At 74.1% G+C, this 13,815-nt stretch carries 10 protein-coding genes; 6 read left to right on the top strand and 4 right to left on the bottom strand.

Annotated features, from left to right (window positions below):
* Nucleotides 1-285 precede the first annotated feature (285 nt).
* Nucleotides 286-1,263, bottom strand: a complete 978-nt coding sequence (locus tag ACWEN6_RS03485) for a CHRD domain-containing protein (protein ID WP_452568771.1) — start codon at nt 1,261-1,263, stop codon at nt 286-288.
* 150 nt (nt 1,264-1,413) lie between these two features.
* A complete protein-coding gene (locus ACWEN6_RS03490) occupies nt 1,414-2,721 on the bottom strand; it encodes an MFS transporter (protein ID WP_452568772.1) in 1,308 nt (435 codons plus the stop codon).
* Between the two features lie 301 nt (nt 2,722-3,022).
* On the opposite strand from ACWEN6_RS03490, the gene ACWEN6_RS03495 reads away from it, so the two are divergent.
* Nucleotides 3,023-3,934, top strand: coding sequence for a site-specific recombinase (locus ACWEN6_RS03495; RefSeq protein ID WP_452568773.1), 912 nt, complete (start codon nt 3,023-3,025; stop codon nt 3,932-3,934).
* On the opposite strand, the gene ACWEN6_RS03500 is transcribed toward ACWEN6_RS03495, so the two are convergent.
* The gene (locus ACWEN6_RS03500) at nt 3,921-4,520 is read right to left on the bottom strand and encodes a cupin domain-containing protein (RefSeq protein WP_452568796.1); all 600 of its coding nucleotides are present in this window, start codon (nt 4,518-4,520) and stop codon (nt 3,921-3,923) included. The genes ACWEN6_RS03495 and ACWEN6_RS03500 overlap by 14 nt on opposite strands.
* Nucleotides 4,521-4,576: 56 nt before the next feature.
* Nucleotides 4,577-4,930, bottom strand: a complete 354-nt coding sequence (locus tag ACWEN6_RS03505; protein ID WP_354839362.1) for a VOC family protein — start codon at nt 4,928-4,930, stop codon at nt 4,577-4,579.
* 87 nt (nt 4,931-5,017) lie between these two features.
* On the opposite strand from ACWEN6_RS03505, the gene ACWEN6_RS03510 reads away from it, so the two are divergent.
* The 5 genes from ACWEN6_RS03510 (at nt 5,018) to ACWEN6_RS03530 (ending at nt 13,732) form a co-directional block, all read left to right on the top strand.
* The gene (locus ACWEN6_RS03510; RefSeq protein WP_452568774.1) at nt 5,018-6,850 is read left to right on the top strand and encodes an SWIM zinc finger family protein; all 1,833 of its coding nucleotides are present in this window, start codon (nt 5,018-5,020) and stop codon (nt 6,848-6,850) included.
* On the top strand, nt 6,847-8,457 hold the full coding sequence (locus ACWEN6_RS03515) for a DUF5691 domain-containing protein (RefSeq protein ID WP_452568775.1): 1,611 nt from the start codon (nt 6,847-6,849) through the stop codon (nt 8,455-8,457). The genes ACWEN6_RS03510 and ACWEN6_RS03515 overlap by 4 nt, the downstream gene beginning before the upstream one ends.
* A 348-nt stretch (nt 8,458-8,805) precedes the next feature.
* Nucleotides 8,806-9,870 (top strand): ATP-binding protein, encoded by a 1,065-nt coding sequence (locus ACWEN6_RS03520; RefSeq protein WP_354839371.1) that lies wholly within the window; start codon nt 8,806-8,808, stop codon nt 9,868-9,870.
* A 301-nt stretch (nt 9,871-10,171) separates the two neighbouring features.
* Nucleotides 10,172-12,430: a DUF5682 family protein gene (locus tag ACWEN6_RS03525; RefSeq protein ID WP_452568797.1), complete on the top strand. Its 2,259-nt coding sequence runs from the start codon at nt 10,172-10,174 to the stop codon at nt 12,428-12,430.
* 120 nt (nt 12,431-12,550) lie between these two features.
* Nucleotides 12,551-13,732, top strand: a complete 1,182-nt coding sequence (locus ACWEN6_RS03530) for a VWA domain-containing protein (RefSeq protein WP_354927104.1) — start codon at nt 12,551-12,553, stop codon at nt 13,730-13,732.
* Nucleotides 13,733-13,815 lie beyond the last annotated feature (83 nt).

Here is a 13,815-nt window from a genome sequence, read left to right on the forward strand (position 1 = left end):
CGTTGACCTCCTCGCATGGGCGCTTGCCTGCCATTGTTCCGCCTGACCAGTCATTCCCCAACTCGCGCCGCCCTCCCGCGCGGGCCTCGCCGGGCCCGCCGGCCGCGTCCGCGACGTCCTGGAACGCCACCGCCCGCCGCACGAGGACGTACGGCGGGCGGGGCGGTGAGGGTCCGCGGAGACCGCGGGGGACCGGAAGACCTCCCGGCGGCCAAAAATCACCGGGGGACTTCCGGGGTCATCGGGAGGTCCCGGCTCCGTGGAGCGTCGAGGGGATCTCGGGGGTCACCAGGAGCCGTGGGCGGAGTAGAGCTGGCCGCGGACGGCGCCGTCGGGGAACCCGGTGGTGTGCAGGTTGGTGTACCAGTTCTTCGGCGTCTTGACGATGCCCCTGGCGATGTCGCCCTTCACCGGCGCGACGCCCGCGATGCCGTACACGCCCGCGGGCAGGCCGTTGGCGTCGGCGAACAGGTTCACGACCACCGGGCCGTTCTTGCCCTTCTTCCCACGGTGGATGTGCCCGTTAGTGACCGGGTCCAGCTTGTCCCAGATGGTGGCGTAGTACAGCTTGGAGCCCTTGACGCCGACCAGCCACTGCGAGGCGCCGTCGGGGTCGCCGACCTTCTTGCCCGGCTCGCGGACCTCCTGCGCGCCGCTGCCCTCCGAGTGCAGCCGCGTGTGGGTGTCCTGCGCGAGGAGGCCGGCCAGGTCGATCGGGTGTGACACCCGGTGGAGTTGAGCGCGTACCGCGCCGCCGGGGAACTCACCGGTGTGCACGTTCAGGTAGAACTTGGACGGGCTCGCCTTGATCGAGGACAGCAGCCCCCGGTCGGCCTTCACCGTGCCGGCCAGGGCACGGGCGCCGTCCGGCAAAGCCTCCCCGAAGAACGGGATCTTGACGTCGCCGTTGACGCCCGCCTTGCCCTTGTGGATGTGGAACGCGGTGGGGGCGGCGATGCCTTCCCACCGGACGGCGTAGGTGACGCGGTCGCCGCTGATCCGCAGAGCGACGAGAGCGGCGCCGTTCTTGTCCCCGACGGCGGGCCCGCCCTTGACCGGGACCTCGTTGCGGCCGGTCAGATGCCCGACGAAGTAGGCGCCCGACGAGACCGCCGCCGCCGGGGCCGCCGAGGCGGAGGCCGGTGCGGCGGCGGTCGTGGCGCTCGCGGACCGCGGCGCCGCCTGGGCCGCCGACGGCGCGAGGGCCGCCGCCGCCAGCCCGGCGGCCAGGACGACGCCCGGAAGAGCGAGGGTCTTGTTCATTTCCGGTACCTCTCATGTCACTGCTCGGTTGCGGTGCTTGCCCCCTCCATTCGCGGATGAGCCGCTGTTGGATTGCCTGTCGAATGTGCACATTTACTCATTCGCATTACCGAACAAATTGGACATAAGCCGCTACAATCCCGCCCTTGATCAGACCCGCGCGGCCTCGTCGGTGGTCGCGGCGGCATCGGCGTCCTCCACCCCGGCCGGGGCCGCGGGCAGGCCGCGCACGCCGGGAACGGCGAGGACGACGCAGCAGGCGACCGCCTGCCAGACCGCGCCGAAGGCCAGCACGCCGGTCACCCCGGCGGCCGAGGCCACCGGACCCGCGACGGCCAGCCCGACCGGGCCGAGGACGAACGCCCCCACACCGGTCAGAGACGTGACCCGCGCCAGCACCCCCGCCGGCAGGTACCGCTGGTTGGTCGTCGCGTAGAGCGTGCCGCACACCGCGGAGCCGGCCCCCGCGACCAGCGCGCCGGTCGCGATCACCGCGACCGGCGCCCCGGCGGCGATCGCACCCGGCGGCAGAGCCCAGCCGAAGGTGGCGACGGTCGCGACCAGGAGGGGGCGGCGCACCGCCCGTCCGCCCATCATGGCGAGCCCTCCTCCCACGGCCCCGCCGCCGTAACACGCCATGATCAGCCCCCACGCCCCGGCCCCGCCCAGCCGCTCCTGCGCGACGACGGGCCCGAGCACCAGGAACGGCGCCCACACGAGCATGTTGAACAACGTGAACTGCAGGGTCGTGACCCAGAGCCAGGAGTGTGCGCGAAAGTGCCGCCACCCCTCCGCCAGTTCCCCGATCGCCCTCCCTCGCATGGCCGGTACCGGTGGAGGACCGGGGCGGGCCAGGCGGAGGAGCATGAGCGCGACGGCGCTCACCGCGTACGTGCCCGCGTCCAGGGCGACCACCACTCCCGGGCCCAGCACCGCGACGGCGACTCCGGCGAGCGCCGGGCCGCTCACCGACGCCAGGGACTGCGCCAGGCCCGCGAGCGCGTTGGCGTCCCGCAGCTTGCCCGCGTACCGGTCACCGCCGGCGGCGACCCGCGGGATGAGGGCGCCCCGTGCCGGCATGGAGAACGCCTCCCCGGCCCCCCACACCGTGACGAGCGCGACGAAAGCCCACAGGGGCGGACGTCCGGCGAGCAGCAGGACGGCCAGGATCGCCTGGGTGACACAGCGCAGGACGTCCGAGCTCACCATGACGCGCCGCGGGCCCACCCGGTCGGCGACGACTCCGGCGAACGGCATGAGCGCGACCATGGGGACGATGCGGGCGGCCATGACGTACCCCAGCTCCGACTGCGTGCCTCCGCCGCCGAGCACGGCGAAGGCCAGGGCCAGCGACGCCATCGCCGAGCCGAGCAGCGAAGTGGCCTCGCCGACGAAGAACAGCCGCAGATCTCGATGAGCCAGCGCGGCCATGCGCCGCCGAAGCCTTCTCCCGACCATGCCCCTCACCCTGCGTGGTGGGCATCACGCCATGCAATGGTTCGGCTGAGAGAAGTTGAGTCCCTTTACTGCACCATCTTCCAGCGACGCATCCGCTCGCGATGTATCCCCGTTGACCTGATGATCCGTCCGGCTAGACTTCGACCGCCGGCAGTCGTCCGACAGGTCTTTTACTGCGGCAGTGTGAGCCTTGAAGATGCCGATCGGCGATGTTTTACTGCGGTTCAGTTCATTCGACGACGAGGTGGCGAAGCGACGCCACCTCGGCACCGCCCGTGGCGGGCGAGAGAGGCGACACGTCGTGCACCCGAGTACGCACGGTGGCGAGGGCGATGTGACCACCTCCCCGCCGCCCGTCGAGTACGCCGTCGCGATCGACCACTATCTGGCCACGCTGCGGCTGGGAGAGGCATCGCGGCGGGTCTACCGCATCGCGCTGGCCACCTGGGCGTGGGCGCTCGTCGGCAGGACCCCGCCGCGGGGGAGGGCGCGCCGCGGCGCCGTCCCGCCCATCGTGCCGCTGGCCCTGCTGGACGCGCCGGCCACCGCGCTGCGCCTGCGTTCGGCGCTGGACGAGCGCGCCGCGAGCGCCGACCCGCGCACCGTCGGCCGCGAGCTGTCGATCCTGCGCGGAGCCCTCGCGTGGTGGCGCGTGCGCGGCTGGATCGACGGCGATCCGCTGCACGTCGAGGGCGCCCGGCTCCGGTCTCCCGCAGCGCCGGCGGCCGCGCTCGCGGTGCTCACCCCTGAGCAGGTGGCGCAGATCTTCGGCCTGCCGGCCGACCTGCGCGAACAGGCCTGCTGGCGCCTGCTGTACGAGACCTCGGCCACCGTGGAACGCGTGCTCGCCCTCGACGTCGACGACCTCGACCTGGCGCGGCGGCGCGTCAGGGACTCCCCGTCACTGCGCTGGGGCCCCGGCACGGCGCGGCTGCTGCGGCTGCTCGTGCTCGGCCGCACCACAGGCCCGCTGCTGCTGACGCGGCGCCGCGCGGCCCCGGGCACGCCCGAGCACGACCGCTGCCCCGTGACCGGCCGTGGCAGGTTGTCCTACCGGCGCGCGGCCGAGGTGTTCACCGCCGCCACCGTCCCGCTCACCCCCTCCGGCCACGGCTGGACGCTCCGCCGGCTGCGCTCGGCGGGGGCGGCCCACCGGCAGCGGCCCGCGCGCCCACCCTTCAGGCCGGACGGGCACGAGGTCACAGGGCCGTGAAGTCGGCGAAGTCGAAACCGGGAGAGACCACGCAGCTCACCAGCACCTGTTCGGCGCCGGCCGGGCGTGCCGCCTGCCAGGTGCCCGCCGGCACCAAAGCCTGCGGCACCTGACCTCGCTCCACCGCAGGGCCGAGCGTGATCTCCCGCCCGGCCGCCGGCCGGTCACCGTCGCCGCCGAGCACGAGGGTCAGCGGGCCGCCACGGTGCCAGAACCACACCTCGTCCGACCGGACCGCGTGCCACACCGACTCCTCGCCCGGCTGGAGGAGGAAGTAGATGCCGGTCGCGCTCTGCCGCACCGCGCCGTACCCGGCCGGCTCGAAGCCTTCCGAGGTCCGCCACGTCTCGCGGAACCACCCGCCCTCGGGGTGGGGGAGCAGGTCCAGCGCCTCGGCCACCGGCGGGCGCCGCTGCACCGCGACGAACCGCCCCGACACGTCCCGGCGCAGGAACCGCAGCCCGCCGTCGTCGTCCACGGCCACCACCGGCTCCGGACCCTTCAGCCTCGCGTTGGCGACCCGGAGGGCATCGTCGTCATCGGCCGCCTCCAGACCGGGACCATCGGGACAGGCGGCGAGCGTCATCACGAGCACAGCCGGAACTCTAGTGCCCTGCTCAGCTCGCGACACTGGTGCCCTGCTCAGCTCGCGCGTTCGCCGAGGACGCAGAACTCGTTGCCCTCGGGGTCGGCGAGCACGACCCACGGCACCGCCTCCTGCCCCACGTCGGCCCGGCGGGCGCCCAGTGCCAGCAGGCGATCGACCTCGGCCTGCTGGTCGACCGGGCGGAAGTCCAGGTGCAGCCGGTTCTTGCCCGCCTTCTCCTCCGGCACGGGGGCGAAGAGAAGGCCCGGCAGCACGTCCTCGGCCAGCCGGATCTCGTACTCGTCCTCGGCGTCGTTGACCACGACCCAGCCGAGCGCCTTCGCCCACCACTCGCCCAGCGCGACCGGGTCGGCCGAGTCGATGACCACTTGCTCCCAGATAAGACTCATGGTGCTCCCGTACCCCTGGTCCGGGAGGTATTCCGGCCCTTTCGCGCGGCCCGGTTTTTGTCGGAGGCCGTGGCTAATGTGCCTGGTGTGATCGAACGTTGGAGCCGTGAACAAGTGCTCGCGCTCGCCCCCGACGCATCCTCCCAGAAGGGCGCGCAGAGCGTGAGCACGCCGGCGAAGTGGCCGGCGACGGGGGCGACGCCCGACGTGCTCTGGGGTGAGTGCAAGGGCAGCGGCGCCACGCCGTACCGCGCGTGCGTCGACCTCGCCGAGCCCGCCTACCGCTGCACCTGTCCGAGCCGCAAGTTCCCGTGCAAGCACGCGCTCGGCCTGCTCCTGCTGTGGTCCGCCGACGGCGTCCCGTCCGCCGATGCCTCACCCGACTGGGTCACCGAGTGGCTCGAGCAGCGCCGCGCCCGCGCCGCCAAGGCCGCCACGCCACGAAGCGGCACCCCGACCGCCGGCCCAGGGACGGCCGCCCACGCCGACCCCGACTCGGCTGGTCACGCCGGTCCGGGGACGGCCGGTCACGCCGGCTCCGGCTCGGGCCCCGGCCACGCGGCGATCCCGCCCACGGGCGACACCGAAGGCGCGGCCGGTGAGGGCATCGGCGCGCAGGCGGAGCCCGGCGAACCAGGGCTCGGTGACGGGGGGGCGAGGCTCGCGGACGGCGGGCCGGGTGCCGCGGAGGGCGGGCCTGGTGTCGTGGCCGGCGGACCGGGTTCCGCCGACGGCGGCGAGCCCGATCGGCGGGCCGCTCAGCGTGAGCGGCGGGTGGCGGCGGGCCTGTCCGAGCTCGAACGATGGCTGGCCGACCAGATCGGCCAAGGCTTGGCCGGGGCCCGGAAGAGCGCTCCGGCGCAGTGGGAGGAGCTGACCAGGCGGCTGGTCGACGCGCAGGCGCCCGGCGTCGCCGGCGTCGTCTCGCGTCTGCCCCGCGTGCTGGCCGAGGAAGACTGGCCCGCCCGGCTCCTGGGCGAGTACGGCCTGCTCCACCTGCTCGCGGTCGGCTACCGCCGCGCGCCCGAGCTGCCCGCGCCGCTTCGCGACACCGTCCGGTCGCGGGTGGGTTTCCCCACCTCCCGAGAGGAGGTGCTGGCGGGGGCGGCCGTGCGCGACCACTGGCACGTGCTCGGCTCACGCGACGAAGAGCAGGACCGTCTTGTCTCACGCCGGGTCTGGCTGCGCGGGCGCACCAGTGGCCGTTCCGCCCTGGTGCTGTCGTTCGCTCCACCCGGTCAGGCCCTGGACGCCTCGCTGGTCACCGGCACCGTCATGGACGCCGAGCTGGCGTTCTATCCAGGTGCCGCCCCCCTGCGCGCGCTGGTCGCCGTCCGGCACCAGGCGGCGCCGTCCGGGCCCCCACCGGGGACCGGGGCGCGTGCCGCGCTGGACGAGCTGGCCGCCGCGCTCGCCGCCGACCCGTGGCTGGAGTCCTGGCCCGTCGTGCTGACCGATGTCGTCCCCGCCGGACGCGCTGACCGATGGCTCCTCGCCGACCCCACCCCGATCCCGGACGACCGGCACAACCCAGGTGATGACCGGCACGGCTCGGAAGGTAGCCGGCAGCACCTGGGGGGAGACGAGCACGGCCCGGGGGGTGAGCGGCTCGGTTCACAGGGCGAGCGGCATGGCCCGAGGGGTGAGTGGCACGGCCCGGGGGATGACGGGCACGGCTCGCAAAGCGAGCGGCACAGCGCGGAAGGTGACCGGCATGGCCCACAGGACGAGTGGCACGGTCCGGGGGGTGCGCGGCCGGGGCTACTCGGCGGGATGCCGCTGCATGCCTCGGCCGGCGTCCCGTGGCGGCTGCTGGCCGTGTCCGGGGGCAAGCCCGTCACCGTCGCCGCCGAGTGGACGCCACGCGGCCTGCGCCCCCTCACGACATGGGACGAGGAGAACCGGGTGGTGGTCCTGTGAGTACGGCGGAGGAGTGGGGGAGCGGCGGCGTGGCGATCACCGCGGAGGAGTGGGAGCGGTTGGTGTCGGCCGCGCTGGTGGGCACCGATCGGCGGCCCGTGCCCGGTCTGCTGGGCAAGGCGGCGGCGCACACGGCGGGCACGCGGGCGGGACAGCGGCTTCACAGGGGCGAGCCGCTGCCCGTCGCGTCTCCCGAGGAGCAACCACTGGTGCCGCGCGCGGCGGGTGAGCGCGCCGGGCGCATCCTCGGCGGTGAGCATCCCCGGCTACTGCCCGAATGGCTGGAGGCCGCCGCCGCGCGGGGGTACCGCCTGCCGTCGAAGCTCATCCCCTCGGTTCTGGACCAGGGGGCGCGCGACCGCTCCCTGCGCCCTCCCATCGGCGTGCTGGCCGGGGCCAGGGGGCGCTGGCTGGCCTCCCTCAACCCCTCGTGGGCCTACCTCCTCGAAGAGGCCTCCGCCCACCTGCCCGCCACCGGTGGTGGACCTCCGGGCACGGTCGGCTCTCCACCCCCTGGCGGACGTCCGTCAGGTGGCGTCTCTCCGGCCGGTGGCGGGTCGCCGGGCATGGGCGGAGGGCCGGCCGTTGAGGGGACCGGAGGGCCCGCGGAGCCGGGCATGGGAGGCGGCGAGGCGGAGGGGCCGGACGATGTGAGTGTGCCGACGCATCCTCTCTGGGAGTTCGGCACGCGCGGCGATCGACTGTCCTACCTGCGAAGTCTGCGCACGGCCGACCCCGTGGGCGCTCGCGCGCTCTTGCTGCGGAGCTGGGATGAGGAGTCTCCGGAAGACCGGGCCGCGTTCGTCCATGCCCTGGCCGAGGGGTTGTCGATGGCGGACGAGCCGTTCCTCGAGGCCGCGCTCGACGATCGGCGGCGCGAGGTCCGGGGCCAGGCGGCCGACCTGCTCACCCGGCTGCCCGACTCCCGGCTCGGCCGCCGGATGGCCGAGCGGGCCGCCCGGTGCCTGCGGCTGGCCGGTGACCGGCTCGTCGCCGAGCCGCCCGCCTCGTGTGACGCCGCCATGGAACGCGACGGAGTCCGCGCGCGTGCGCCCGGCGGCACGGGCCCGCGCAGCTGGTGGCTCCAGCAGATCGTCGCGCACACCCCGCTCGGCTTCTGGACCGGCCACTTCGGGCGTACGGCCAAGCAGATCGTCGCCCTCAACAACGGTGACTGGTCCAGAGAGGTGAGGCTCGGCTGGGAGCGGGCCGCGGTGCTGCAGAACGACGCCACGTGGGCGCGGGCGCTGTTCGCCGTGGAGCCGCTCACCGACCTGCTGGCCGTCCTGCCTCCCGGCGAGCGCGCCGACAAGGCCGCCGAGCTGGTCCGCGACCAGCCCGTCGACGGCCAGCTGATCATGATGCTCGGTGGCGTCCCCGCTCCGTGGGGCGCGGCGCTGGCGAAGGCCGTCCTGGAGAAGATCCTCGACACGGTCGAACGCCAGCCGTGGAACCTCGGCGAGCTGGTGCGGCTGGCCGGCGAGCGCGTCGACCCGGCCTTCCATCCGATAGCGGCGCGGCTGTCCCTCGAACCGCCGGTCCAGGAGGTCGCCGCCACCCTGCGCTTCCGCTCCGACATGCTCGCCGAACTGGAGGCCGGCGCGTGAATCTCGTCCCGCATCGCCGGCCCGTCACGCGGCCCGGCTTGCCCCGCTTCCCCGAAGGAGGGCATGCCGACCGTCCTTCCGCGATCTCGCCTCCGGGCGAAGCGCGCGTGAGGCGTTCTGATGCGCTCCCGCCTCCAGCGGGCGGGGGCGTCGAGTGCACTCCTTCGATCCTCTTGTCCACGGACGGACGCGGGACGCGTCCACCCGCGAGGTCGCGGCGCGCGGGCGGGCGTGATCCCGTCGGCCCGCCGCGAGGGCCGCGCGGGGGCGCGGTGGCGGCGCGACCGGTTCGTCCTCTGACCCCCATCTTCGATCTGGCCGACTACGCGGAAGCGAGCTGAAGCCGACATGACCGTCCTGCGTCCGCATGCGGAAGACCTTTATGCCGAGGAGCTGGCGATCCTGGCCAAGTCCGACGACCGGCCGAGGCCGCCGGGCTGGCGGCTCTCGCCTTGGGCGGTGACCACCTACCTGCTCGGCGACGGCCGGGAGATCACGCCCAAGTACATCGGGCCGCGCCGCATCGTCGAGGTCGCCGTCGCCACCCTCGCCACCGACCGGGCACTGTTGCTGCTCGGCGTCCCCGGCACCGCCAAGACCTGGCTGTCGGAACACCTGGCGGCCGCGATCAGCGGCGACTCCACGCTCCTGGTACAGGGCACGGCCGGCACCGCCGAGGAGGCGATCAGGTACGGGTGGAACTACGCGCGGCTGCTCGCCGAAGGGCCCTCGCGCGAGGCGTTGACGCCCAGCCCTGTCATGCGCGCCATGGCCGAAGGCCGGCTAGCCCGTGTCGAGGAGCTGACCCGCATGCCCTCAGACGTGCAGGACGCGCTGATCACCGTCCTGTCCGAGAAGACGCTGCCGATCCCGGAGCTGAACCAGGAGGTCCAGGCCGCGCGCGGGTTCAACGTCATCGCCACGGCAAACGACCGCGACCGCGGCGTCAACGAGCTGTCCAGCGCTCTTCGGCGGCGGTTCAACACCGTCGTCCTGCCCGTGCCCAACACGGCCGAGGAGGAGGTGGAGATCGTGTCCCGCCGGGTGGCGCAGCTCGGCCGTTCGCTGGAGCTGCCGCCGACGCCCACCGGGCTCGAAGAGATCCGCCGGGTGGTCACCGTGTTCCGTGAACTGCGCTCAGGGGTGACGGCGGACGGGCGCACGACGGTGAAGTCCCCCAGCGGCACTCTCAGCACCGCCGAGGCGATCTCCGTGGTGACCAGCGGCATCGCGCTGGCCGCCCACTTCGGTGACGGTGTGCTGCGCGCCGGGGACGTGGCGGCGGGCATCGTCGGCGCGGTGATCCAAGATCCGGTGTCCGACCGCGTCGTCTGGAACGAGTACCTGGAGACGGTCGTGCGCGAGCGCGCCGACTGGCGCGACTTCTACCGGGCCTGCCGCGATGCCTCCTGATTCCCCCGCACACGTCATGACGCCCCTGGTCCCGGCCACCGGCGAGCCGGCTCGGCGACCCGCGAAGCCGGCCCCGGCCATCGCCGAGGCGGTCGAGGGGCCCGCCGCGGCGCCCGCGGTCCCCTCCACGGTGTCCGCCCAAGATCCTCCAGTCGCTCCGGCCGAAGGCGGAGTCGCGGGTCGAGCGGAAGACGAAGCCGATGCCGGTCTCGAGGCCGAGGATTCCGGCATCGGCCAGGTGACCGATGGCCGGAGCACCACAGGGCGTTCGTCCGAGGGGCGGGAGGCCGGTGGGCGGCGGGTGGGGGCCGGGGCGGCGGTCACGGTGCTCGGCATCCGTCACCACGGGCCGGGCTCCGCCAAGGCCGTGCTCGCCGAGTTGGGCAGGCTGCGCCCCGACATCGTGCTCATCGAGGGTCCGCCCGAGGCCGACGCGCTGGTCGCCCTGGCGGGCGATCCCGGCATGGAGCCGCCCGTCGCCCTGCTCGCTCACGTGCCGGGCGACCCGGCCAGGGCGGCCTTCTGGCCGTTCGCCGGGTTCTCACCCGAATGGCAGGCCATCCGGTACGCGGCCCGCGCGGGCATCCCCGCCCGCTTCTGCGACCTGCCCGCCGCCCACAGCCTGGCCGAACACCCCGCCCTCCCACAGCCGGACACCGCCCCCGAGGCCGATCGGAGACCGGAGGAGGGGGTGCGGCTGGATCCCGTTGGGGAGTTGGCGCGGGCGGCCGGGTACGACGATCCGGAGCGTTGGTGGGAGGACGCCGTGGAGCACCGCGGCGGTGACACCCCGTTCGAGGTGATCGCCGACGCGATGGCCGCGGTCAGAGAGGGGTACACCCCGCACGAGCACGAGGCCCGGCGCGAGGCGTACATGCGCAGGACGATCCGCGCCGCCTTCAAAGAGGGGCACCGACGCGTCGCCGTGGTCTGCGGCGCCTGGCACGTGCCGGCGCTGCGCGAGCCGGGGCCCGCCGCGCCCGACGACCGCATCCTGCGCGGGCTGCCCAAGGTCAAGGTGGAGATGACCTGGGTTCCGTGGACGCACGGCCGTCTGGCCTCCTGGAGCGGCTACGGCGCGGGCATCACTTCGCCCGGCTGGTACGACCACCTGTTCAGCGCGCCCGACCGCCCGATCGAGCGGTGGCTGGCGGCGGCCGCCCAGGTGCTGCGCGAGGAGGACCTTCCGGTCTCCTCCGCCCACGTCATCGAGGCCGTGCGGCTCGCCGAGAGCCTCGCCGTCGTTCGGGGCCGCCCGCTGGCCGGGCTGAGCGAGGTCACCGAGGCGGTCAGGGCGGTGCTCTGCGAGGGCGACGAACTGCCGGTGGAGCTCATCCAGCGGCGCATGGTCGTCGGCGAACGCCTCGGCCACGTCCCCGACGACACTCCGATGGTGCCGCTCCAACGTGACCTGCGCGACCGGCAGCGGCGGCTGAAGCTCCAGCCCGAGGCGCTCGAACGCGACCTCGACCTCGACCTGCGCAAGCCGCTCGACCTCGACCGCAGCCGCCTGCTGCACCGGCTCGGCCTGGTCGGCGTCCCCTGGGGCGCCTCGCGCGAGGCGCGCGGCAAGGGAACCTTCCGCGAGTCGTGGACACTGCGGTGGCTCCCGGAGTTCGACATCGACCTCATCGAGGCGGGCGCGTACGGCACCACCGTCCCGGCGGCGGCCGCCGCGCGGGTGCGCGAACTGGTCGACCTCGGCACGGTGCGGACGGCCCGGCACGCCGCGCCGAGCGCCGGCTCCGCCGCGCGACCCGCGGTGACGCTGGCCGACCTGACCAGGGTGGCCGAACGGTGTCTGCTCGCCGACCTGCCGGAGGCCCTTCCCGACGTCCTCACGTCCATCTCCACAAGGGCGGCGCTGGACAGTGACGTCACCCACCTGATGGCGGCGCTGCCGGCCCTGGTGCGCGCCCAGCGCTACGGCGATGTCCGCGGCACCCCGGCCGCCGGCCTGTCGGTCATCGTGGAGTCCCTGCTCGGCCGCATCTGCGCGGGACTCCCGGCCGCGGTCACCGGGCTGGACGACGACGCGGCCCGCGAGGTGCTCGGCCATGTGGACGCCGTCCACGCGTCGGTGGGCCTGCTGGAGTCGCGCAGGCAGGGCTGGCTGGCCGCGCTGCGCGGCGTCGCCGAGCGGCGCGACCTGCACGGGCTGATCGCCGGCCGGTTGACCCGCATCTTGCTCGACGCCGGCACGATCGCGACCGAGGAGGTCGCGCGGCGCATGTCCCGTTCGATGTCGGCCGGCAACCCGCCCGCGCGGGCGGCGGCGTGGGTCGAGGGGTTCCTGTCGGGCAGCGGCCTGCTGCTGGTCCACGACCCGGGCCTGCTCGGCCTGATCGACACGTGGCTGACAGGGCTCACCGCGGAGGCGTTCGTGGACGTGCTGCCCTTGCTGCGGCGGACGTTCGCCGCCTTCAGCCCGCCCGAGCGCCGCGCCATCGGCGGGCGCGTGTCCTCCGGCGAGTCCGAGAGGGCGAACACGCCCGAGGCGGACGCGGAGCGCGCCGCCCCGGCCGTGCACACCGTGCTCTCCATCCTGGGGAGCGCCTGATGCGCCGGACGGCGGGCCGGGGTGCCACTTCCCTTGGCACTCCGGCCCGCCGCCGGAGCCGGCGCGGGACGCCCGCCGCCGGAGACGACCGATACGCCGGACGGGTGGAGGGAGATCGGCATGGATGAGCGGTTACGGCGATGGCGGCTGGTGCTGGGCGGCGACGCCGACGGCACCGGATGCGCGCTGGGCGGCGATGACGCCCAGATGGACGCCGCGCTGGCCGCGCTCTACAACGGCGGGCGCGGCTCGGGCGATTCCGGCCGCGGCGGGGGCGGCGACTCCCCGCGCGGTGCGGGGCTGGGCGGCTCGGCGCCGCGGGTGGCCCGCTGGCTGGGCGACATCCGCACCTACTTCCCTTCCACGGTCGTCCAGGTGATGCAGAAGGACGCCATCGAACGGCTCAACCTCACCCGCCTGCTGCTCGAACCCGAGATGCTCGACGCCGTCGAGCCCGATGTGCACCTGGTCGGCACGCTGCTGTCGCTCAACCGGGTCATGCCCGAGACGGCTCGCCAGTCCGCCCGCACGGTCGTGCGCAAGGTCGTCGAGGACCTCGAACGGCGGCTGGCGCAGCGCACCAGGACCGCCGTCGCCGGGGCGCTCGACCGGTCGGCCCGCACGCACCGCCCGCGCCGGGTGGCCGACATCGACTGGAACCGCACGATCCGCGCCAACCTGAAGAACTACCTGCCGGACAGGAACACGGTGGTGCCGTCCCGGCTGGTCGGGTACGCCCGCCGGCAGCGCGCGGTGATCCGCGAGGTGACCCTGTGCATCGACCAGAGCGGTTCGATGGCGGCGTCGGTGGTGTACTCCAGCGTCTTCGGCGCGGTGCTCGCCTCGATGCGGTCGCTGCGCACGTCCCTGGTGGTCTTCGACACCAGCGTGGTGGACCTCACCGAGCAGTTGCACGACCCGGTGGAGCTGCTGTTCGGCACGCAGCTCGGCGGGGGCACCGACATCAACCGGGCCATCGCCTACTGCCAGGGGCTGATCACCCGTCCGGCGAACTCCATCTTCATCCTCATCAGCGACCTGTACGAGGGAGGGGTGCGTGAGGAGATGCTGCGCAGGGTCGCCGCGATGACGGCGGCCGGCGTGCAGGTCATCGTCCTGCTCGCTCTGTCCGACGAGGGTCAGCCGCACTACGACCGCGACAACGCCGAGGCGCTGGCGGCCCTGGGAGTTCCCGCGTTCGCGTGCACGCCGGACGCCTTCCCCGGGCTGATGGCCGCGGCGATCGAACGGCGGGACATCGCCCAGTGGGCCGAACGCACCCTGTCGGTCCGCGCGACCTGACGGCCACCGCGCCGGTTCGACGCCATGCGGTGGTGACGGGCCATGAGGCGGGAGGTGATGTGGCCGTGGCCATGGGGGCGATG

It is taken from the genome of Sphaerisporangium sp. NPDC004334 (genome assembly GCF_053602655.1).

Coding starts and splice junctions, on each gene's coding strand:
- ACWEN6_RS03485 (WP_452568771.1), bottom strand. CDS start 1,263: ATGAACAAGACCCTCGCTCTTCCGGGCGTCGTCCTGGCCGCCGGGCTG.
- ACWEN6_RS03490 (WP_452568772.1), bottom strand. CDS start 2,721: ATGGTCGGGAGAAGGCTTCGGCGGCGCATGGCCGCGCTGGCTCATCGA.
- ACWEN6_RS03500 (WP_452568796.1), bottom strand. CDS start 4,520: ATGACGCTCGCCGCCTGTCCCGATGGTCCCGGTCTGGAGGCGGCCGAT.
- ACWEN6_RS03505 (WP_354839362.1), bottom strand. CDS start 4,930: ATGAGTCTTATCTGGGAGCAAGTGGTCATCGACTCGGCCGACCCGGTC.
- ACWEN6_RS03520 (WP_354839371.1), top strand. CDS start 8,806: ATGACCGTCCTGCGTCCGCATGCGGAAGACCTTTATGCCGAGGAGCTG.
- ACWEN6_RS03530 (WP_354927104.1), top strand. CDS start 12,551: ATGGATGAGCGGTTACGGCGATGGCGGCTGGTGCTGGGCGGCGACGCC.